Raw genomic sequence first — 20,655 nt, 5'->3', positions numbered from 1 at the left:
TAGGGTCGCGGCACTCCGCGCGCACACCGCGTATCTTGGCTCGACGTGAGCGACAACGAATCCCGGCTGCGGCCCGGCGACCGCGCCCTCGTCGTCCGCGCGGCGATCGGCTGCGTGCTCGTGCTCGCTCTCGTGGTCGTCGGGATGCTGCTCCCGCACCCCGGTATCTCGACGGTGCGGGGGTGGGCGGACTCGACCGGCACCTGGTTCGTGGTCCTGTTCCTCGTCGCCCACACGGTGGTGACGGTGTTCCCGATTCCCCGGACGATGTTCACGGTCTCCGCGGGCGTGCTGTTCGGTCCGATCGGGATCCTGCTGTGCATGGTCGCGTCCACCGCTGCGGCGGTGATCGCCTTCCTCGCGGTGCGCGCCGTCGACGAGCGGCATCCGTCCGTGGTGCTCGCGCGGGTGCGGGAGCACCGCGCCTACCTCCCGATCGCCGCGCGGCTCCGGGCCCGGGGCTGGCTGGCTGTCGGGTCGCTGCGGCTCATCGCGGTGGCGCCGTTCTCTCTGGTGAACTACGCGTCCGCGCTCTCGCCGGTGCGCTTCTGGCCGTACCTCGCGGCGACGGTGGCCGGCCTCGCGCCCGGCACGATCGCGGTCGTGCTGCTGGGCGACGCGCTGACCGGTGAGTCGTCGCCCTGGCTCGTGGTGGTCAGTGGCGCGTTGATGGCGGTCGGGATCGCAGGCCTTCTGCTCGACGCCCGCATGCCCGCAAGACCTGAGGCTTGACAGGGTTCACCGCAAGGGCTTGCACTTGCCTAAGGACGGACGCGCAGGAGCCCGGGGATGTCGACGACGCCGCCGAGCACGTGATCCGCTCCGGCCTCGGCGAGCGTCGCACCGTCGGCCTTGCCGGTGAGCACACCGACCGAGACCGCACCGGCGTTGTTGGCGGCTTGCACGTCGACGGCGGTGTCGCCGGCAGCGAGGACGCGGGCGACATCGCGCACGCTCGTGCGCTCCATCGCGCGGTGGATCATGTACGGCGCCGGGCGACCCGCGGCCACGTCGGACGTGGTGACCACCGCGTCCACGACGGCGCCCTCGCCCTCGCCGATCCGCCAACCGATGGCGGCGAGCAGCGGGAGCGCGACGGCGTCGTCGAAGCCGGTGGTCAGCGCGACCTTCACGCCGAGGGCGCGGATCTCGCGCAGCGCCTCGGGCACGCCGGCGATCGCGGTCGGCGGCGTCGCGGTGTAAGCCTGCTGCAGCCGTTCGCGGAAGCGCGCGAATCCGGCATCGACCCGCTCCGCCGTCGGCTCGACGCCGCCGAGACGCAGCAGGTTGGTGATCGCCTCGACCTTGTCGGTGCCCATCCATACCTGCAGATCGGCCTGGGCGACGGTGGCGCCGGCGTCCTCGACGGCGCCGCGCAGCGCCTCGTAGACGGCGCCGCCGTCGTCGATGGTGGTGCCGGCCATGTCCAGCGCGACGAGCTCGATGGGGTGTGCGGTCATGCGTCTCTCCTGACGGGTACGGAGCGCAGCGCCCGATCGGGCGCTGCGAAGAGTCGGTTCTCGACGATCACGGTCGTGACGCCGGGGGCGTAGCGGTCCTCGGCGTACTCGACGACGGTGCCGGCGGCATCGGTGGTCAGCCGCCGGACGCGCAGCAGCGGAGCCCCCTCGGCGAGCCCGAGGTTCGCCGCATCCTCCGCGCCGGCGGTGACGGCGTCGATCTGATGCGTGGAGGCGTAGAGGTCGGCGCCCGCGTCGAGGAGGAAACGGTTCACCGACCCGGAGTCCGGGTCGAACTCCATCAGCCGCTTCCCGAGGTCCCACACGAAGTACATGGCCTCGGAGAGTGCGGGGGCACCGTCGAGCGTGCGGACCCGGCGGAGCTCGAGGACCGGATCCCCCACCTCGACCTGCAGCAGCTCGGCGATCGCCGCGGACGCCGGGACGCGGGCCTGCAGGACTGTTCGCTGCCCCGGCTCGTGGCCGTGCTCCCGGGCCCACGCGGTGAACGACCCGAGGGCGCTGGCGGCGTGACTCGGAACATTGCGCCGGACCAGAGGCGAACGCCCCTGCCCGCCCACGATCAACCCCTCGGACCGGAGCGTCGCGAGGGCCTGACGCACCGGGCCGCGCGATGTGCCGAACTCCTCGCACAGCGCCGCTTCGCTGGGTGCCTGCTCCCCCTCCGGCCAGCGACCGGAGGCGATGCGCGCGCGGAACTCCGCGGCGAGGCGTTGATGAAGAGGCTGAGCTGCGACCACACCATTGAGTATACAAGTGAAATCGCCCCCAACCGTCTGTCCACATGAACGTCGCGTGAACAGCAGCACCACCTCGATGTACAGCGATACAACTTGTATAGACATCGTGTTCCGGGTCTTGCCAAGTCCAGGTACGGGCCGTCACGCTGGACGACATGAACACCGCAGTGGACGTCCTCGTCGTCGGCGCCGGCATCGTGGGGCTGGCCCACGCCGTCGAGGCGCTGGATCGCGGCCTGACGGTGACCGTCATCGACCGGGACGATCGGGCGATCGGGGCGTCGATCCGCAACTTCGGGCATGCGTGCGTGACCGGCCAGTCCGGGGACCTCGCCGATCTCGCACACCTCGCCCGCGACCGCTGGCTCGACCTGGACGCCCGCGCCGGGCTCGGCGCCCGGGCCACCGGGGGTCTGGCCGTCGCGCGGCACGCGACCGAGCTCGCCGTCCTCGAGGAACTCGCGGACCGCCGGGCCGGCGAGGTCGAACTGCGGACCCCGGCACAGGTGCGGAACGCGCTGCCCGGCGGCGGCGCCGACGACGTGATCGGGGGCGCAGCACTGCTGGCCGACCTGCGGGTCGACCCCCGCGTCACCGTCGCGCGGCTGGCCGCCTGGGTCGACGCCCAGGACCGCGGCGAGGTCCGGTTCGGCACCACCTACCTCGGCTTCGACGGCGTCCGCGCGCACACCAGCCGCGGCACCGTCGATGCGGAGCGAGTGATCGTCTGCGTCGGGCACGATCTCGACCACCACTTCCCGGATCTCGCCGAGGAGCACCTGGTCCGGCGGTGCGCCCTGCAGATGGCCCGCGCCGCGGATCCCGGCACGGTCGTCACCCCCGCGGTACTGACGGCGACCTCTCTCCTGCGCTACCCGGCGTTCGCGGAGACCGCGGCCGCCGCCGCGCTCCGCACGCGGATGGCGGCCGAACGTCCCGACCTGCTCGACATCGACGCGAACGTCATGTTCACGCAGCGCCCCGACGGCACGCTGATCATCGGCGATTCGCACCACACCGACCGCACCGTGGAGCCCTTCCTCGACGAGGCCGTCACCGAGACCCTCCGCGCCGAGGCCGCACGCGTCATGGGCCTGAGCGGGCTGCCGATCATCGAGCGCTGGCAGGGCGTCTACGCCTCCAGCGCGCTGCGCCCCTACCTCGTCGCCGAGCCGGCACCGGGCCTGTCAGTCCGCATCGTCACCTCCGGCGTCGGCATGACCATCGCGCACGGGCTCGCCCGGCGCCACTTCCCCATCTGATCGAACACCCCGCCACACCCCCACCTCCGCTCCACCCGAACGAAGGGCAATCCCCCATGCGCATCACCCGTTCCCTCAGCGCGATCACGGCCGTCGCGGCGGTGTTCGCCGTCGCCGCGTGCGGCGGCACCGGCGGCGGATCCGGCTCGTCGGACTCCGTCACCGTCTACAGCGCCGACGGCCTCGGCGACTGGTACAAGGCCGAGTTCGCCGACTTCACCAAGAAGACCGGGATCAAGGTCTCGCTCGTCGAGGCCGGCTCCGGCGAGGTCGTCTCCCGCGCGCAGAAGGAGAAGGCGAACCCACAGGTCGACGTGCTCGTGACGCTGCCGCCGTTCATCCAGCAGGCGCAGCAGCAGGGCTCGCTCGTGAAGTCGGACGTCGACACCTCGTCGGTCCCCGCCGAGCTCAAGTCCGCCGACGGCACGTACGTGGCCGTGGTCAACAACTACTTCGCGATGATCCGCAACACCGCCGCACAGCCGAAGCCGACGGACTGGGCCGAGTTCACCGGTCCCGCGTTCAAGCAGAAGATCCAGTACTCCACGCCCGGCAAGGCCGGGGACGGCACCGCCCTGCTGCTGCTCCTGCAGCACGTCATGGGCAAGGAGGCCGCGCTGACGTACCTCAAGGATCTGCAGCCGAACAACGTCGGCCCGTCGACGTCGACCGGCAAGCTCGGCCCGAAGACCTCCAAGGGCGAGCTGACGGTGGCCAACTCCGACGTCCAGATGGCGCTCGCGGCGATCGCCGCCGACAAGGTCGCCTACGAGGTCTTCTACCCCACCTTCGGCGGCAAACGCACTACCCTGCCGCTGCCGTACTACATGGGCCTGGCAGACAAGGCGCCCCACTCCGCGAACGGCACGAAGCTGATGGAGTTCCTGCTGTCGAAGGACGTCCAGCAGAACGTCCCCGAGAAGTCCTGGGGCGCACCGGTCCGCACCGATGTCACCCCGTCGGGCCCGCAGTGGGAGGCCTTCCGCAAGGCCCTCGACGGCGTCGAGATCTGGAACCCGGACTGGAGCCGGGTGCTCACCGGCCTCGACGCCGACGTCAAGAGCTATGAGAAGGCGACCGGCCAGTGACCGCACCGAAGCGCATCGTCGCGCCGAAGGGCCTCGACGACGACGCCGTGGACCGCACCGTCCGCCGTCGGACGGCGGTCGGGGTGCAGAACGTGAGCGTCGTCTACGGCGACACGACCGCCCTGCGTGACTGCAGCTTCCAGGTCGCACGCGGCGAGACCGTCGCGCTGCTGGGGCCGTCGGGCTCCGGCAAGTCGACCGCCCTCAAGGCGATCGCCGGCTTCGAGCGCGTCTCCTCGGGCACCGTCACCATCGACGGGCGCGATGTCACGCACCTCTCCCCGGCGAAGCGGGGCATCGGCATCGTCGTCCAGAGCTACGCACTGTTCCCGCACATGACCGTCGCCAAGAACGTCGCCTTCGGGCTGCGCTCGCGCGGCGTCGAGCGGTCCGCGGTGGCGCCGCGGGTCACCGAGGTGCTGGGGATGGTCGGCATGGGCGATTACGCGGACCGGCTGCCCGGGCAGCTGTCCGGCGGCCAGCAGCAGCGGGTGGCGATCGCCCGCGCGCTCGCCACCCGCCCGGAGGTCGTGTTGCTCGACGAGCCGCTGTCGGCGCTCGATGCCGGCATGCGCAAGGACATGCTCGGCGAGCTGCAGCGGCTGCGTGCGGAGCTGCCCGATGTCGCGATGGTCTACGTCACGCACGACCAGAGTGAGGCGCTGGCCCTGGCGGACCGCGTCGCGATCATGCGCGACGCCCGGCTCGAGGCGATCGGCACCACCGCCGATCTGTTCCACCGGCCGCCCACGCGGTTCACCGCGACCTTCCTCGGCGGCGCCGACGTCCTCCCGAGCGGTGCGCTGCACACCTCCCGCCCCCTGCCCGACGGTGACCATCTCCTCGCGGTCCGGCCGTGGGCGTGGCGGTTCACGCGGACGGCGCCGTCGAACGGCGTGCGCGTGACCGTTGAGCAGGAGCAGTGGCGCGGCGCGGTCCGGCACGTGACCGCGCGGATCGTCGAGACCGGCGAGACGATCGGCGTGGACGTGCCGGTGCTCGTGGACGCGCCGCTGCGCGCCGAAACACTCTGGGCCGAGGTCGATCCCGGCGATGTCATGGTGGTCCCGGCGTGACCGCGGTCCTCGACGCCCCGCCGGCCCCGCCCGCGCCTCCGGCGGAAGGGCGGTTCGCGGTGCCGCGGTGGGTGTGGGTGCTGCCGCCGGTCGCCCTCATCCTCGTGGCGGTGGTGTACCCGCTGGTCGGGATCGTGGCGCGCACCTTCACCGACAAGGCGGAGCGCCCGGCCGGCTTCGCGACCTGGCGCGACACGCTCACCGACGGTGCGGTTCTCCGTGCGTTGGGCACGACGCTCGAGGTCGCGGTGCTCTCGACGGTCGGCTGTCTGATCGCGGGCACCTTCCTCGCCCTGGTGCTCGCCTTCGTCCCGTTCCCCGGGGCCGGGGCGGTCGCCCGGCTGATCGAGGTGGTCGTCTCGTTCCCGAGCTTCCTCATCCCGCTGGCGCTCGGCGTGCTGCTCGGGCCGGTCGGCGTCCTGCAGGCGGTCGGGCTGCCCACCGGCTCGTTCACCACCTCGCTGTGGGGCGTCGTGCTCGCCGAGATCGCCTTCTACACGCCGTTCGTGGTGCGGCCGATGCTCGCCGCGTTCGGTCGCTTCCCGACGGTGCAGATCGACGTCGCCTCGTCGCTGGGCGCGGGGCCGGTGCGGATCATCCGCACGGTGATCCTGCCGGCGGCGCTACCCGCGCTCGCGGCGGCCGGATCGCTCACCTTCCTGTTGACGCTCAACGAGTTCGGGATCGTGCTGTTCACCGGCGCCAAGGACGTGATCACCGTCCCGATGCTCGTCTACACCCGGTCGATCGTCGGCCAGGACTTCGCGTCGGCGGCCGTACTGGCCACGGTGCAGTTGATCATCTCCGTCGGCGCGTACGCCGTGTACCGCGCCCTCATGAAGAAGGGAACGCACTGATGCTGGTGCGCAATCCGGCGGCGCGGGTCGCCGTCTGGGCGGTGTTCGCCCTCGTGCTGCTGGGTCTGGTGATCACCCCGATCGCCGTCACGGTGATCACGGCGTTCAGCGCCGGCTGGACCTCGGTGCTGCCGTCGGCCCTGACGACGGCACACGTCGCGGACGTGTTCACACCCGAGAACGCCGCCAGCATCGGCGTCTCGGCACAGACGGCGATCCTCGCCTCGGCGGTCGCGGTCGTCGCGGGAACGTGGGCCGCGCTCGCGGTGCCGGGCCTGCCGGGCCGCGCGCGGGGCGTGGTCGACGCCTTCTTCCACCTGCCGGTCGCAGTGCCGTCGGTGGTCGTCGGCCTCGGCGTGCTGGTGGCCTTCTCTGCGCCGCCGATCGTGCTCGGCGGCACCCCGGCGATCGTGGTGCTCGTCCAGGCGATCCTCGTGTTCGCGTTCGCCTATTCGATGGTCTCCGCCGCGGTCTCGCAACTGGACCCGATGCTGGACAAGGTGGGCGGCTCGCTCGGCGCCTCGCCGCTGCGCCTGCTGGTGACGGTGCGCCTGCCGCTGCTGGCTCCCTCGATCGCCGCGGCCGCCGGCCTGTCGGTGGCGCTGTGCATGGGTGAGCTCGGCGCGACGATCATGGTCTACCCGGCGTCCTGGCGCACTCTGCCCGTCACGGTGTTCACCCAGTCGGACCGCGGCGATCTGTTCGGCGCCGCCGCGAACACGATGTTCCTCGTGCTGGTCACCGTCGTCATCCTCGGTGTGCTGTCGGCGTTCCGGCGGCGCGGCCGGAACTGACCGCGAGCAGCGTCTGCACCACCTCGCGCGGTGCGGCGTCCTTGCGCCGTACCGCGCGCAGGCGTCGATGCAGGTCCACGCCATCGGTGGGAACCTCGACGAGGCGACCGTCCCGGAGCTCCGCCGCGACGGCGAGTTCGCTGAGTACGGCGGCCCGGCCGCCCGCGGCGACCATGATCTTCACCGCGGCGTTGGTGCCGAGGGCCACCGACCTCGGGTTCGGGGCGAGCCCGACGCGGCGCAGGGCCGCCTCGAGGGCGTCACGCGTGCCGGCGCCCGGCTCGCGCGTGACGAGCGGAAGTTCCGCGAGTTCGGCCGCAGTCACGGGCCGATCGTCGCGGCGCCGGGTGAGCGCGTCGCCGGGCGCCGCCACGAGGAGCAGGCGGTCGGTCCGCACGGTCCGCGACGCGAGGTCGTCGGGCACCGTCGGCCCCTCGATGAAGCCCAGGTCCGCGACGTGGGCACGGACATCGGCGATCACCGCCGCGGAGTTGCCGACGGTGAGGTGCACCGGCTCGTCGGTGTGCTCCCGCAAGCGGGCGAGCCAGGCGGGCATGAGGTACTCGGCGATGGTCTGGCTGCAGGCGATCCGCACGGTGTGGTCGAAGCGGAGCGCCTCCGCCCCCGTCTGCAGGGCCGACATCGCGCTCACGACGGTGCGCGCCCACTCCGTGACGGCGGCCCCCTCGGGGGTGAGCTCCGCGCCGCGGGTGCGGCGGTCGAGCAGGTCGAGGCGGAGCTGTCGTTCGAGGTGGCGCAGCCGCGAGCTGGCGCTGGGTTGCGAGATCCCGCACTCGCGGGCCGCAGCCGAGATCGACCCGAGGTCCGCGACCGCTACGAGCAGGCGCAGTGATTCCACCGACGGCGTTTCCATAGTGTCAGTCTATGGGTAGATAGCTGATCCATAGCTACCGTCGGCCCGTGATCCCCGCGAGAGTTGCAGGCATGAGCACAGCCGCCGCACCGTCGGACACCCGGACCGCACCGCACTCCCGCCTGCGTCGCGCCGTCCCCGGCGCCGCGCTGGCGCTGGCCGTCGCCGCGGTCGCCACGGTCGTCGGTCGCGTGATCCCGGTGCTCGGCGCCCCCGTCGCGGCGGTCCTGCTCGGGGCCGCACTCGCGACCGCGCTGCGACCCGCCCGGCGGTGGCCCGGCACGGCGACCGGATTCGCGCTGACCGGCGGCGTCGCCCTGCAGGTCGCGGTCGTGCTGCTCGGGTCGCAGCTCTCGCTCGGACAGGCGTGGGCGGTCGGCCGGTCGTCGATCCCGGTGATGTTCGGGACCATGGCGGTCTGCTTCGGCGCCGCGGCCCTGTTCGGCAAGTGGCTCGGGATCGAGTCGACGCTCCGCACACTGCTGGGCGTGGGTACCGCCATTTGCGGAGCGTCGGCCATCGCGGCCGTCACGCCCGTGCTGCGCCCGAAGCCCTCCACGGTCGCGTACGCGCTGTCGACGGTGTTCGTCTTCAACGTCGCCGCAGTGCTCACGTTCCCGTGGCTCGGCCACATGCTGGACATGGGGCAGCACGCGTTCGGCGTCTTCGCGGGCACCGCGGTCAACGACACCTCGTCCGTGGTCGCCGCCGCCGTGACCTACGGCGACGAGGCCACCCGTACCGCCGTGGTGGTCAAGCTGACCCGCGCGCTGATGATCGTTCCCGTGGTCCTGGTGCTCGCCTATGTCGTCGCACGCCGGCGTCCCACGACCGCGGACGCGCCCCGCCCCCGGGCGATCAAGCTGGTCCCGTGGTTCCTCGTCGGCTTCGTCGCGCTCGCGGGCCTGAACTCGATCGTCCCGTTCCCCGCCGATCTGCGGTCGACCCTCGGGCTGGCCTCGACGCTGCTCATCACCTGGGCACTGGCCGCGATCGGGCTGTCGACGGACCTGAGCGCACTGCGCCGCACCGGGTGGACACCCCTGCTGTTCGGCGGGTTGCTGTGGATCACCGTGTCCGCCTCCAGCCTCGGTATCCAGGCTCTGACCACCGGGCTCCACTGATCCGCAAGCCGTGATCCTTGCGAGCGGTCGCCGCAAGGGTTTAGGCTTGACAGATGATCGTCATCACAGCGGACCAACAGGGCAGCCGGAAGGACGCCGATCGGGTCGACGGTGCGCGGGAGCTGCTCGGCCCGCTGCGCTGGCTCCGGTCGCCGGACCGCACGGCGGGCGACGAACTGCAAGCCGTCACCGACGACGCCGCCGTCGCGGTGGACGCCGCCCTCGCGCTCCTCGCGGACGGGCACTGGAGCGTCGGGATCGGGACCGGCCCCGTCGAGCTGCCACTCCCCGACCAGACCCGTGCGGGAAGGGGCCGCGCCTTCGAGGCGGCGCGCGCGGCGGTGGAGGCCGCCAAGGGCGTCGCCGTTCCCGTGCAGGTCAGAGGTGCCGACGGTGCCGCCGCCGGACGCGCCGAGGCGATCCTGTCAGTGCTCGGTCTTATCGTGGGCCGCAGATCACGGGAGGGGCAGGAGGTGACCGCGTTGCTGAACACGGGCATGTCGATCACGGCCGCGGCGGCCGAGCTGGGCGTCTCGCGCCAGGCGGCGTCCCAGCGGGCGGCGGCGGCGGGCTGGTCGGTGGAGCCGGCGGGGCGCGCGCTGGCGGTCGAGTTGCTGGGCGCGGCCGACGTCGCGCCGGCCGCCGATCCGGGGGTCGCGCGATGATCGCCCTCGTCGTCGTCCTGCTGGTCGCGGCCGCCGTCGCCGGAGTGCTCGCCGCGCGCCGCGGCACGGAGGGCGTCGCCGGCGTCGTGGCGGCGGCCGTCCCGGCGCTCTTCGTCGGGGCGGCCGCGGTCGTTGCGCTCGCGGCGCCCGCGGCCACCGGCTTCGGGCTCGCAGCCGCGCGCGTCGCGGCCGTCGTCGCCGCGATGGCGGGCGGCAGCGCCCTGGTGACCGCCGCGTTCACGCTCGCCGGTGCGACCGGCCGGAACACCCCGGATCCGGCACCGTCCGACGGCGACACCGAGGGCGAGCCGTCCGGCGGTGACCCCGTCCCCGAGCCGCCGCTGCGCGGCGGGCTCGCGATCGGCGTGCTCGAACGGGCCGCGATCGCGGTGTGCGTCCTCGCGAACTTCGCCGCGGGTCTCGCGGTGATCGTGGCCGCGAAGGGGCTGGCCCGCTACCCGGAGCTGCGTCATCCCGGCGCGGCCGAGCAGTTCATCATCGGCACCTTCGTCTCGGTGCTCTGGGCCGTGGCGTGCGCGGGGGTGGCCGTCGCCCTCGGGAGGTGACTCGTCCGCGCACGACGACATCCGGTCCCGGATCTCGGTCTCCGGAGACGATGCCCGCGTAGTCCGCGTCCCCTAGCCTGAAGTGGACGCCCGGACACGCACGACCACGATGGAGATCGACATGCCCGCCTTCCCCACCCTCGACGGTCGCACCGTCTTCCTCACCGGCGCCGCGAGCGGGATCGGCGCGGCCGCCGCGCGGACCCTTGTCGCCGCCGGCGCGAACGTCGCCCTGGTCGATCTGCGGGCGCCCGAGGCGCTGGCCGCCGAGCTCGGCCCGCGGACCCTCGCCCTCGCGGGGGACGTGACCAGCTCCGACGATATGAACGCGGCGGTCGCGCGCACCCTCGACGCCTTCGGTGCGATCGACGTCTGCTTCGCCAACGCGGGCATCGCGGCGGCGCAGCCCACGACGATCCTCGCGTCCCCCGTCGACGAGTTCGAGCGGATCCTCGAGGTCGACCTCCTCGGCGTGTGGCGCACGGTGCGCGCCTGCCTGCCCCACGTCGTCGATGCCGGCGGCCACGTGCTCGTGACCGCGTCGATCTACGCCTTCTTCAACGGCGTCGCCAACGCCCCGTACGCGATGTCCAAGGCGGCGGTCGAGGCCTTCGGCCGGGCGCTGCGCGCGGAGCTCGCCGGCACGGGCGCGACCGCGGGCGTGCTCTACCCGGGCTGGATCGCGACGCCGATCATCGAGGCCTCGCACCGGGCGGGCACACCGGCGAACGAGCTGGTCGAGCTCGCGAACCCCGGCCCGCTCGGGCGCACGATCACGCCCGAGCGCCTGGCGCAGGACATCGTCCGCGGGATCACGGCGCGACGCGCTCGGATCGTCTCGCCGCGCCGCTGGGTGCCGCTGATGGTCGCGCGCGGACCGTTCGGCATGGTGATGGACGCCGTGATCGACCGGACCGGCCGGATCCAGAATCTGATCCGGCAGGTCGAGGACGAGGCCCGCGCGCTGCTGACCCGTCCGGATCGCAGTCAGTAGTCCCGCTGCGGCTCCTGCGCGTGCTGCGGCGGAGTGAGGCCCGGCTGCTGCACCTCGTACGGCGACTGCTGCCACTGCGCCGCGCTCTGCCCGAGCGGCAGCTGCGCGGTGGCGTCCGAGGGCTGCGCGACCTCCGCGTCCGGGACGGGTGCGGCGTTCTTCGTCGTCGGCGCGATCGGGGCGTCGGGCACCTCGTCCTTGGTGACCACGACGGGCGCCACCGGCTCCGGCGTCTCGAACCAGCCCGAGGTGTCGATGTCCGGGGCGGTCGCGGGCGCGTCCTCGGAGGGCTCGAACCGGAACACGCCATCGGAGCCCGGCGTGCCGAGGTTGCGCATGAACCCCTGCAGCGCGGCGTTGAAGTCGCTCGGCACCACCCACACCTTGTTCGCGTCGCCCTGCGCCATCTCGGGCAGGGTCTGCAGGTACTGGTAGGCGAGCAGCTCCGGCGTGGGGCGGCCGGACTTGATCGCCGAGAAGGTGGTCTCGATGGCCTTCGCCTCACCCTGCGCCTCGAGGTAGGCGGCGGCCCGTCGGCCCTCGGCGCGGAGGATCTCGGCCTGGCGATCGGCCTCCGCCGCGAGGATCGCCGCCTGCCGCTCGCCCTCGGCCAGCAGGATCCGGCTGGCCTTGTCACCCTCGGCCGACTTGATGGCCGCCTCCCGATGCCCCTCGGCGGAGAGGATGGTGGCGCGCTTCTCGCGGTCCGCCTTCATCTGCTTCTCCATCGACTCCTGGATCGACGGCGGCGGGAAGATCGACTTGAGCTCGACCCGCGCGACGCGCAGGCCCCAGCGGGACGTGGCCTCGTCGAGCACGCCGCGCAGCTGGCCGTTGATCTTCTCGCGCGAGGTCAGCGTCTCCTCGAGGGTCATGCCGCCGACAACGTTGCGCAGCGTGGTGGTGGTGATCTGCTCGACGCCGACCACGTAGTTGCTGATCTCGTACACCGCGGCCTCGGGGCGGGTCACCTGGAAGTACACGACGGTGTCGATGTTCACCGTGAGGTTGTCCTGCGTGATCACCGGCTGCGGCGGGAACGACACGACCTGCTCGCGCAGATCGACCCGGGCACGCACCGTGTCGATGAACGGGATGAGCAGCGCCAGTTGGCCGGACACCGTCTTCGTGTACCGGCCGAGCCGCTCGATCACCGCCGCCTGCGCCTGCGGGACCAGCACCAGTGCCTTCACCAGCACCACGACCGCCGCGAGGATCAGTACGACGAGTACGACCAGCCCGATTCCTATGCCGTCCATGCCTCTTCCTCTCCGTTGTGGGTCTTCGTCAGCTGTCGACCACGATCGCCACGGCACCGTCGATCTCGACGATGGTGACCTCGACGCCGATCGGGATCGCAACCCCCTCGTACGGGGTGCGCGCCGACCATTCCTCGCCGCCGATCATCACCCGCCCGCCGTCGCCACCCGAGACGGCCTGCAGCACGCGGGCTTTCGTTCCGGGCAGCGATTCCAGGTACGACGGCGCGTCGCCCCGCTTGCGCTCGACGTACCGCCGCAGCGGTGGGCGCACCAGCAGCAGGAACATGACCGACGACAGCGCGAACACCAGCCCCTGGGCCCACAGCGGCAGGTCGAACACGCTCGTGGCGCCGGCCGTGACAAGTGCGCCGCCGCCGAGCATGAGCAGAGTGAACTCGCCGGCCGCCGTTTCCGCCACGGCCAGCAGGATCGCGCCGATCAGCCAGAGCGCCGCTACCATACCTCGATCCTGCCAGAAACTCGGACGACCGCGGCGCACCTTTCGTGTTAGGTTTACCTTACTAGTCGATGACGGGGGTCCGATGCACACGCAGGGCGACAGCACCTTCCTGCCCACCCGCGACGGGCGCACACTCCACGCCGCGGTCCTACCAGGGTCGGCCGACGCGCCGATCGTGGTCTTCGAGGCCGGCGCGGCGGCGAGCCGGTCATCGTGGGCCGCGGTCCAACCCGCGGTCGGCGCGTTCACGGAGGCGGTCGCCTACGACCGATCCGGTCTGGGACGCAGCGCGCCGGACCCGGTGGCCCGCACGCTCGATCGCATGGCGGACGATCTGAACGATGTTCTCGACGGTGTCGGCGCGGACCGTCGGTTCGTCCTCGTCGGGCACAGTGCGGGCGGTCCGATCGTCCGGCTCGCGGCGTCCCGTCGGCCCGACCGCGTGGCGGGCCTCGTGCTGGTCGATCCGACGGACGAGGCCGCCGATGTGCTGTTCGGCACGCCGTTCCGCGTCCTCGAACAGGTCATGGTGCGGGTGGGATGGGTGCTGGCCCGCGTCGGCCTGCTCGAGCGGGTGTACGCGGGCCAGTTCGCCGACGCCCCGGCCGATGTCCGCGCGGACGCGCACCGCGAGGCCTTCACCCCCGGCGTGATGTCCACGCACCGCCGCCAGGCGGCGACCTTCCTGACCGAGCTGAAGTCCTGGCGGAGCGCCGCCCCCGATCTCGGCGACATCCCGGTCACCGTCATCTCGGGCGCCAAGGCCGGCGACGGCATGAACGCGTCGATGCGCGCCGCCGCCAATGCCTCCCACGCCGTGCGCGCCGCCGCGTCCCCGCACGGACGCCACGTGGTCGCGGAGAATTCCGCGCACAACGTGCCCCTCACGGACCCGGAGCTCATCGTCGAGGAGATCCGCCGGCTCGCGACCGCGACGCCCCCGCCGCGCGGGTAGGTAGCGTGCAGTAGTGGCCGACAGCACCCAGGGGAACAGCCGGTACCCGACGACGCGCGACGGCAGGCGGCTGCACGCCGCGCAGCTCGACGGTCCGCCCGGCTCCCCGATCGTCGTCTTCGAGGCCGGCGCGGGCGGCACCCGATCCGGTTGGGCCCTGGTGCAACCCGCGGTCGCCGGGTTCGCGACGGCCGTCGCCTACGACCGCTCGGGCCTGGGGCGCAGTGCGCCGGACACCGTCGACCGGACCTTCGAGCGGATGGCCGACGACCTGAACGACCTCCTCGACGGACTCGCCGCCGGCGATCCCGATCGCCGGTTCGTCCTCGTCGGCCACAGCCTGGGCGGGCCGATCGTGCGGCTCGCGGCGGCGCGACGACCCGAGCGCATCCGCGGTCTCGTGCTGGTGGACCCGTCCGACGAGGGCATCGGCGCGATGCTGCGGCCGATGTTCCCCTACGCCGACTCCGTGATGTTCGTGGTACTCCGGGTGCTTGCGCGGACGGGTGTCAGCCGCCTCCTGACCAGCCGTCTCGCGGGCGACGTGCCCGCGGACGTCAAGGCGGATCTCGCCCGCGAGGCGACGACGCCCGTGGCCATCGACACGATGCAGCAGGAGCTCACGACCTTCCGCTCGGAGCTGCCCGCATGGCAGGACTCGCCGCCGTCCCTCGGCGACATCCCCGTCACCGTCATCTCCGGCGTGAAGACCGACCGAGCGCCGAAGATCCGCGCCGCGAGCACGGCCGCGCACGCTCGACGGGCGGCCGCGTCGCCGCACGGCCGGCACGTGCTCGCGGAGAACTCCGGCCATAACGTCCCACTGACCGATCCGGACCTCGTCGTCGCGGAGATCTGCCGCCTCGTCGCCGGGCCGGGTGCCGACGCGCGCTGATTCAGAGCGGGTACGGCGGCGCTCCGACGCCGACGAGGCGGTAGGTGCCCCACACCGTCTTGTCGGTGACCATCGCGGGCGCCCCCTCGCCCCCACCGACGGCCACCGTGACGCTGCCGCGCGGCATCTTCTTCAGTGCCGCACCGATCTCCAGGTCGTCGACGGTGCCGTACCAGTGGTAGTTGCCGTCGAGCGGCTCGAGGTGGCCGGCGAGGCGCACGGGCGAGACCGCCTCGTAGTCGCCCGAGCGGAACACGGCGGAGCCGGTGTAGACGCCCTCATCGCGGACGTGGTCGTTGGACAGGTCGACGGCGTCGCGATCGGGCCGCGAGGGCACGCGCCGGCCGCGCTGGATCCAGCGGGCGGTGACCGGCGGCCTGGCCAGGATCCGCGTGGCGGCCTCGGTGTACATCCACCTCAGCCACGCCAGCAGCGTCTCGAGCTGGACCTTCGACCCGTCGGTGAGCACGAGATTCGGCACGCCGTCGACGAGCATCCCGAGGTAGGCGCGCTCCGCGTCCGCGGGCCCGACCGTGGTCGGCGCGATCACGCGCGGATCGAGTGCGGGCACGGCGATCTCGGCCGTCGTGCCCGGTAGGACCACCAGGTCGTAGTCGGTCTCCCCCGCCGGGGTCGTCACGGTCCAGGCGTCCCGGTCGGGCCGGAACCGCAGGCCGAGAACATCGGACGGTGCGACGAGAGCACCGTCGACGCCCGGGACGCGAGCGCCGATGACGACGATGCGCGGCGCCTCCGCGGTTCTCACGCGAGGAACCCGGCCTTGCGCCACGACCACCGCGCGAACGAACCCATGAGCCCGACGGAGTCGAGGAACCGGCCGAGGTCGCGGAAGCCGTCCTGCTTGGCCTTGATGTGGTGCGGGTTGGTGATCGCGGCGCGATAGGCGACCATCGGCTCGAGGCCGACCCGGGCGTACATGCGCGGGTTCGCGAACAGCATGCGGAAGCCGAACGCGGCCCCGGCGTGCAGGTTCCCGACGAGCAGGGTCTGCAGGCGGGTGCGATCGGCCTGACCGCGGCGCGCCCCGTCACGGGCGTAACCGATGTGCCGGGCCTCCTCGGTCACGTGGATCTGCATGAGCCGCGCGACGATCGGCTGCAGCTCCGGATCGTCCTTGATCTGACGCTGCTGCGCGTCGAAGATCTCCTCGCCGACCAGCGCGGCGATCCACACCGCCTGGCCCCGGATGACGGGCGCGAGAACGTACTTCACCACGGCGAGCTTCCATCCGCGCAGCCGGTACGGGCGCTCGCCGACGCGGTCGATGACCTTGCCGAACATCACCATGTGGCGGCACTCATCACCCATCTCGGTGAGCGAGTAGAAGGCGTCCCGCGACGTCGGGTCCTTCGTCAGCAGGTCGCGCAGGAGCAATCGGTTGAGCAGGTTCTCGAACCAGATGCCCATCGACAGCAGGTTCACCATCTCCTGCTTGGACAGGGCGATCTGCTCCTCGCGCGACATCGCGTTCCAGATGTCGGTGCCGTACAGCGTGCACATGTGCGGCGGCAGGAAGAACTTGTCGGGATCGATCGGGGCGTCCCAGTCGATGTCGACGACGGGCGCGTAGGAGCGTTTGACGGAACCGCCGAGGAGTCGATCGGCCACGCTCTCACGGGTGCGTTCGGGCAGAGTCGTATCGGTCATGTGGCGAACGTAACACCACCGGCAGACAGAGTCCAGAATTCTGTCTATATCCCCAGGTTGTCGGGGGTGTCTATCGCACGAACTGGGCCCGCGCAGGGATGACGAAGGTCTGGGCGTACCGTCGGCCCGCCTCGACGTTCGCCGACGACGGTCCGCGGTGGTCCGGCCCGTCGACCAGGCCCTCGACGGGCGGCAGCGGGGTCAGCAGGAGCGAGTGCAGCTGCCGGACGAAGAAGTCCGCCATCGCCTCGACATCGGCGTCGTCGCGGTACTCGTCGCGCCGGATCTCGCGCAGGAAGAAGCGCCGCCCCTCTTGGATCTGCGGGGACTCGCCGTGGATGTACGGGAGGATCAGCGCCGGACTCATCGCGAGCACCCGCTGCAGGGCGCGGTGTTCCCGCAGGTAGGCGTAGGCGTAGGCGAATCCGGCGGCGAGCCGCTCGTCGTTGTCGGCGATCGGATCGGCGTAGGCGTGGATCCGGCTGTAGAACTTCTCGAGCTCGCTCGAGACGACCGCCTCGACGAGGGCGTCCTTGCCGGTGAAGTGCTGGTAGAGCGTCGCGCGGGCCAACCGCGCCCGCTTGGCGAGCGCGCCCATCGAAATGCGCGTCAGTCCCGCCTCGTCGACCCAGTCGAGAGCCGCCCGCAGGATCTGCTGCCGCGTGTCCGGTTTCGTCGTCGGGGTCGATGTCACCTGCGGATTCTATCCCGACCCGCCGCGATATCGCCTCAGTCCGGCTCCGTGACGAAGTCCACCAGTCGCTCGACAGCGCCGATCAGCGACGCGTCGAGATCGCGGAACGAGGTCACCGCGCCCTGCACGCGGCGCCAGCCGTCCTGCGGCGTGCCCCAGCCGAGCCGCCTGCAGGTGCCGGTCTTCCAGTCCTCGCCCCGCGGCACGTCCGGCCACGCCGCGATCCCGACGGCGGCCGGCTTGACCGCCGCCCAGATGTCGATGAACGGGTGGCCGGTGACCATGACGTACTTCCCCACGGACTGCGTCATCCGCGACTCCTTCGAGCCCTCGACGAGGTGGTCGGCGAGAACGCCGACCTTCCGTCCCGGGCCCGGCTGGAACTCCGCGAGCCGATCGCCGAGGTGGTCGAGGCCCTCGAGCTGTTCGACCACGACGCCCTCGACGCGCAGGTCGTGGCCCCACACCCGCTCCACGATCGCGGCGTCATGGATGCCCTCGACCCAGATCCGGCTCGGTAGCGCCACGCGTGCCTTCACGCCCTCCACGCGCGTCGAGCCCGACGCGCTGCGGACCGGGCCCGACGGTGCCTTCGCCGTCGGGCGGACCAGCGTGACGGGCGCACCGTCGATGAGGAACGCGGCCGGGCGCATCACGAACACGCGGACCTTGCCGCGCCCGTCCTCGAGCTTGACCAGGTCTCCGTCGTAGCTGCGGTCGAAGCCGACGACGGCGCCGCAGAAGCCGGTCGCCGCGTCCTCGACCACGAGGTCGCGGTCGGCCGGAACCTCGGGGATCACGCGCGCCTTCTTGCTCGCGTGCCCCGCGTAGATGTCGCCGTACCTGTTCGCCACGGCGACCAACCGTAGTCGAACGAGCCCCCGGAACCCGGGAGCCCACACCGCCCGTCAGGGAGCCGGGTCGACGTACTGCGTGAAGCCGTACCGTTCGTGCGGGCCGATCGCACCGAACTCGAACAGGCCCTCGCCCTCCTCGGTTCGGCCGTCGGGGTGCCGGACGGTGCACGTCGCGAGGTATTCGACGGGGACGAGCATCGTCAGGTTCACATCGAGTTCGGACACCCGGAACCGCCGGCCCTCGACCTTCTCCTCCCCCTGCCACATGCCGTGCCGCCAGTCCTGATCGAGGCCGTAACCGGTGCCGAAGCCGAAGTGGTTCGCGGTGAGGATCGCGACGTCGACCTCGGTCCGGGCACCGTCGGATCCCGTGAACGCGAGCCGGGCGGCCCGGGCCCGGCGGGTCCCGGAGACGAAGTCGATGTCGTGGGCGACGTGGCCGAGCCAGCGCGGCTCGGAGCCGTCGTGCGGGATCCACGTGGCGTCCTCGACGACCGGCCGCCCGCGGATGTCCTCCTGCAGCACGACGCAGATCGTGGCCTCGGACAGGCGCAGGACGGAGTAGATCCAGAAGAAGTTGCCGGCCTCGGTGACGCGGCGGCCCGGCGGCTCGGCCTCGCCGACGGGCCGCACGCCCCACGACCGGTCGCGGTTGCCGCGCCAGGTGCTCGCGTCGAACCTCTCGCCGTCGACGGTCAACGAACCCGCCCAGGATCCGACCTGCACGAACCGCTGCGTGTCGAAGGTGACCCGTTCGAGCTGCCGGTGGAAGTGGCGCGGCTCGAGGTGCGCGGGCCCGGTCGCGGTGAACGTCAGATCGAACGCGAGGTCGTAGTCCTCCCCCGGTTCGAGGACGATCCGCAGCCGCTCGAGCCCCTCCAGAACCTCCAACCGCAGCGGTCCGACGACCGTGTCCGTGCGGTCCACGCCGAGTGCCTTCGACGCCCGGAAGACGATCTGGTCGTCGTCGTGCCGTGCGACGGCGAAGCAGTCCACCACGCCGAGGTTCGGGTACACGCCGAGGCCGAGCACCAGGAAGGGCTCGTCGGCGGTTCCGTTGTGCGCGTTGAAGTAGTAGCGGTCGTAGAAGTTGCGGTCCGAGGTCGCGGGGTGCCGGATCACATCGGCGACCTGGTGGACGGGGAGGTCGTCGGCCGGCGACAGCGGCGAGCCGCTCCAGGTGCGCAGGGGCGAACCCCGCTTCGATCCGGTCACGGCACGGCCTCCCAGTAGGTCCCGTCGAGCATCTTCTCGATGCTCGCGCGGTGCAGGATCATGTCGTCGGGGTTCTCCGGCGGGACGGACGCCCCGAAGTCGATGGCGCGGGTCTGGATCCGGTACATGATCACGCCGTGCACGATCGCGGCGTACGCGGTGTAGAAGTCCATGTCGCGCGGTACGTGTCCGGTGCGGTCGGCGTACCGTCGTTCCACGTCCTGGCGGCGGAGGAACCCGGGGAGGCCGGGCAGGCCCGCGAGCTCGGCGAGGTCCTGGAAGAAGCGGTGCAGGTACACGAACCAGCCCAGGTCCAACTCGCACGGCCCGACGGTGGCCATCTCCCAGTCCAGCACCGCGACCGGGGTGTTGCCGACGTACATCAGGTTGCCGATCCTGGCATCGCCCCAGGTGAGTACAGCGTCCGCGTGGCCCGGAAGATGGTCCTCCGCCCAGGCGAGCGCGCGGTCCAGGACGGGGGCCCGACGGTGCCCCTCCGCCGCCCAGTCGTAGAACGCCCGGAGCCGGCGCAGGTGCGCGGCGAGGGCCGTCTCCCCCGGCTCCGGCATCGGGATCCCGTCGCCCGGCGGGGTGACACCGTGGATCGTCGCGATGACGTCGACCGACGCGTCGCCGAGTTCCCGCAGGTCCGCGTCGGTGGAGTCGGGCCGCCAGGCGCCGAAGGTGTAGGGCATGACGTCCGGCGGGACCTCGCCGTCGATCCGGTCCATCACCAGGAAGGGCGCCCCGATCACGGACGGATCCTCCTCGACCCACAGGCACGACGGTGCCGCCACCCCGTACGACAGCACATGGCGCATGACCGCGAACTGGGCCGGAAGGTCGTAGCTCGGGAACACCGGATCGGACTCCGGCCGCGGCGCGACGCGGATCACGAGGCGCCGCTCGTCGTCGCCGAACCGGACGGGCGCGAGCAGGGTCTCGCTGGACATGCCGTTGCCCTCCGGCAGCTGCAGGTCCAGGATCTCTGCGCCGGGCTCCCGCTCGGCGAACCACTGCTGCAGCCGCACTCGCACCTCGTCGGGACTGCGCTGCGAGGACGCCGGGCGGGCTTGCTCGGCGAAGGTGTCCGATTCACTCATGCCGGTCAGGGTAGATCCGCGGAGC

The 20,655-nt window shown here is 72.0% G+C and carries 23 protein-coding genes; 12 read left to right on the top strand and 11 right to left on the bottom strand.

Annotation, left to right across the window (positions count from 1 at the left end; genetic code table 11):
* Nucleotides 1-45 precede the first annotated feature (45 nt).
* Nucleotides 46-732, top strand: a complete 687-nt coding sequence (locus tag AXK60_RS03315; RefSeq protein WP_244881003.1) for a TVP38/TMEM64 family protein — start codon at nucleotides 46-48, stop codon at nucleotides 730-732.
* Between the two features lie 29 nt (nucleotides 733-761).
* Here AXK60_RS03315 and AXK60_RS03310 read toward each other — a convergent pair whose 3' ends face one another.
* Together AXK60_RS03310 and AXK60_RS03305 are read right to left on the bottom strand one after the other, a co-directional pair.
* A complete protein-coding gene (locus AXK60_RS03310; RefSeq protein WP_068569524.1) occupies nucleotides 762-1,460 on the bottom strand; it encodes a phosphonatase-like hydrolase in 699 nt (232 codons plus the stop codon).
* Nucleotides 1,457-2,221 carry a GntR family transcriptional regulator gene (locus tag AXK60_RS03305; RefSeq protein WP_068569523.1) on the bottom strand — a complete coding sequence of 255 codons (765 nt, stop codon included), beginning with the start codon at nucleotides 2,219-2,221 and terminating at the stop codon, nucleotides 1,457-1,459. The genes AXK60_RS03310 and AXK60_RS03305 overlap by 4 nt, the downstream gene beginning before the upstream one ends.
* A gap of 155 nt (nucleotides 2,222-2,376) precedes the next feature.
* Here AXK60_RS03305 and AXK60_RS03300 point away from each other — a divergent pair, with 155 nt between their 5' ends.
* The 5 genes from AXK60_RS03300 to AXK60_RS03280 are packed head-to-tail and all read left to right on the top strand — an operon-like array spanning nucleotide 2,377 to nucleotide 7,298.
* Entirely contained in the window at nucleotides 2,377-3,483 is a 1,107-nt protein-coding gene (locus AXK60_RS03300) for a TIGR03364 family FAD-dependent oxidoreductase (protein ID WP_068569522.1), read from the top strand.
* A gap of 56 nt (nucleotides 3,484-3,539) precedes the next feature.
* Entirely contained in the window at nucleotides 3,540-4,571 is a 1,032-nt protein-coding gene (locus AXK60_RS03295; RefSeq protein ID WP_068569521.1) for a 2-aminoethylphosphonate ABC transporter substrate-binding protein, read from the top strand.
* Nucleotides 4,568-5,647: an ABC transporter ATP-binding protein gene (locus AXK60_RS03290; protein ID WP_068569520.1), complete on the top strand. Its 1,080-nt coding sequence runs from the start codon at nucleotides 4,568-4,570 to the stop codon at nucleotides 5,645-5,647. Before AXK60_RS03295 ends, AXK60_RS03290 begins: the two co-directional genes overlap by 4 nt.
* Nucleotides 5,644-6,504: a 2-aminoethylphosphonate ABC transporter permease subunit gene (locus AXK60_RS03285; RefSeq protein WP_068569519.1), complete on the top strand. Its 861-nt coding sequence runs from the start codon at nucleotides 5,644-5,646 to the stop codon at nucleotides 6,502-6,504. The genes AXK60_RS03290 and AXK60_RS03285 overlap by 4 nt, the downstream gene beginning before the upstream one ends.
* Nucleotides 6,504-7,298 (top strand): ABC transporter permease, encoded by a 795-nt coding sequence (locus AXK60_RS03280; RefSeq protein ID WP_068569518.1) that lies wholly within the window; start codon nucleotides 6,504-6,506, stop codon nucleotides 7,296-7,298. The genes AXK60_RS03285 and AXK60_RS03280 overlap by 1 nt, the downstream gene beginning before the upstream one ends.
* Here AXK60_RS03280 and AXK60_RS03275 read toward each other — a convergent pair.
* The gene (locus AXK60_RS03275; protein ID WP_068569517.1) at nucleotides 7,252-8,172 is read right to left on the bottom strand and encodes a LysR family transcriptional regulator; all 921 of its coding nucleotides are present in this window, start codon (nucleotides 8,170-8,172) and stop codon (nucleotides 7,252-7,254) included. The genes AXK60_RS03280 and AXK60_RS03275 overlap by 47 nt on opposite strands.
* 71 nt (nucleotides 8,173-8,243) lie before the next feature.
* Between AXK60_RS03275 and AXK60_RS03270 the strand changes: the two genes are divergently transcribed.
* From AXK60_RS03270 to AXK60_RS03255, 4 genes are all read left to right on the top strand, one after another.
* Nucleotides 8,244-9,296, top strand: a complete 1,053-nt coding sequence (locus AXK60_RS03270; protein WP_068569516.1) for a YeiH family protein — start codon at nucleotides 8,244-8,246, stop codon at nucleotides 9,294-9,296.
* Between the two features lie 53 nt (nucleotides 9,297-9,349).
* Nucleotides 9,350-9,961, top strand: coding sequence for a hypothetical protein (locus AXK60_RS03265; protein WP_068569515.1), 612 nt, complete (start codon nucleotides 9,350-9,352; stop codon nucleotides 9,959-9,961).
* On the top strand, nucleotides 9,958-10,527 hold the full coding sequence (locus tag AXK60_RS03260) for a hypothetical protein (protein WP_068569514.1): 570 nt from the start codon (nucleotides 9,958-9,960) through the stop codon (nucleotides 10,525-10,527). Before AXK60_RS03265 ends, AXK60_RS03260 begins: the two co-directional genes overlap by 4 nt.
* A gap of 121 nt (nucleotides 10,528-10,648) precedes the next feature.
* The gene (locus AXK60_RS03255) at nucleotides 10,649-11,521 is read left to right on the top strand and encodes an SDR family NAD(P)-dependent oxidoreductase (RefSeq protein ID WP_068569935.1); all 873 of its coding nucleotides are present in this window, start codon (nucleotides 10,649-10,651) and stop codon (nucleotides 11,519-11,521) included.
* Here AXK60_RS03255 and AXK60_RS03250 read toward each other — a convergent pair.
* Both AXK60_RS03250 and AXK60_RS03245 read right to left on the bottom strand, forming a co-directional pair.
* Complete coding sequence (locus AXK60_RS03250) at nucleotides 11,515-12,780, bottom strand: SPFH domain-containing protein (protein ID WP_068569513.1); 1,266 nt, start codon at nucleotides 12,778-12,780, stop codon at nucleotides 11,515-11,517. The genes AXK60_RS03255 and AXK60_RS03250 overlap by 7 nt on opposite strands.
* A gap of 28 nt (nucleotides 12,781-12,808) precedes the next feature.
* A complete protein-coding gene (locus AXK60_RS03245) occupies nucleotides 12,809-13,243 on the bottom strand; it encodes an NfeD family protein (RefSeq protein WP_068569512.1) in 435 nt (144 codons plus the stop codon).
* An 82-nt stretch (nucleotides 13,244-13,325) separates the two neighbouring features.
* Between AXK60_RS03245 and AXK60_RS03240 the strand changes: the two genes are divergently transcribed.
* The gene (locus AXK60_RS03240) at nucleotides 13,326-14,198 is read left to right on the top strand and encodes an alpha/beta fold hydrolase (protein WP_068569511.1); all 873 of its coding nucleotides are present in this window, start codon (nucleotides 13,326-13,328) and stop codon (nucleotides 14,196-14,198) included.
* Nucleotides 14,199-14,211: 13 nt separating this feature from the next.
* Nucleotides 14,212-15,093 carry an alpha/beta fold hydrolase gene (locus AXK60_RS03235; protein WP_068569510.1) on the top strand — a complete coding sequence of 294 codons (882 nt, stop codon included), beginning with the start codon at nucleotides 14,212-14,214 and terminating at the stop codon, nucleotides 15,091-15,093.
* Between the two features lies 1 nt (nucleotide 15,094).
* Here the strand turns inward: AXK60_RS03235 and AXK60_RS03230 are convergent, their stop codons facing one another.
* From AXK60_RS03230 to AXK60_RS03205, 6 genes are all read right to left on the bottom strand, one after another.
* Nucleotides 15,095-15,859, bottom strand: a complete 765-nt coding sequence (locus AXK60_RS03230) for a DUF4873 domain-containing protein (RefSeq protein ID WP_068569509.1) — start codon at nucleotides 15,857-15,859, stop codon at nucleotides 15,095-15,097.
* Nucleotides 15,856-16,761 carry an AurF N-oxygenase family protein gene (locus AXK60_RS03225; RefSeq protein WP_068569508.1) on the bottom strand — a complete coding sequence of 302 codons (906 nt, stop codon included), beginning with the start codon at nucleotides 16,759-16,761 and terminating at the stop codon, nucleotides 15,856-15,858. The genes AXK60_RS03230 and AXK60_RS03225 overlap by 4 nt, the downstream gene beginning before the upstream one ends.
* Before the next feature lie 70 nt (nucleotides 16,762-16,831).
* Nucleotides 16,832-17,455, bottom strand: a complete 624-nt coding sequence (locus tag AXK60_RS03220; RefSeq protein ID WP_068569507.1) for a TetR/AcrR family transcriptional regulator — start codon at nucleotides 17,453-17,455, stop codon at nucleotides 16,832-16,834.
* 35 nt (nucleotides 17,456-17,490) lie between these two features.
* Nucleotides 17,491-18,309 carry a DUF3097 domain-containing protein gene (locus AXK60_RS03215; RefSeq protein ID WP_175399916.1) on the bottom strand — a complete coding sequence of 273 codons (819 nt, stop codon included), beginning with the start codon at nucleotides 18,307-18,309 and terminating at the stop codon, nucleotides 17,491-17,493.
* 54 nt (nucleotides 18,310-18,363) lie between these two features.
* The gene (locus AXK60_RS03210) at nucleotides 18,364-19,527 is read right to left on the bottom strand and encodes an Rv3169 family protein (RefSeq protein WP_244881002.1); all 1,164 of its coding nucleotides are present in this window, start codon (nucleotides 19,525-19,527) and stop codon (nucleotides 18,364-18,366) included.
* Nucleotides 19,524-20,630, bottom strand: coding sequence for a phosphotransferase family protein (locus AXK60_RS03205; protein ID WP_068569505.1), 1,107 nt, complete (start codon nucleotides 20,628-20,630; stop codon nucleotides 19,524-19,526). The genes AXK60_RS03210 and AXK60_RS03205 overlap by 4 nt, the downstream gene beginning before the upstream one ends.
* Nucleotides 20,631-20,655 lie beyond the last annotated feature (25 nt).

Source organism: Tsukamurella pseudospumae (assembly GCF_001575195.1).
Taxonomy (GTDB): Bacteria; Actinomycetota; Actinomycetes; order Mycobacteriales; family Mycobacteriaceae; genus Tsukamurella; species Tsukamurella pseudospumae.
Note: the sequence above shows the minus strand (reverse complement) of the source record. Positions and strands in the feature narration are given on the sequence as shown.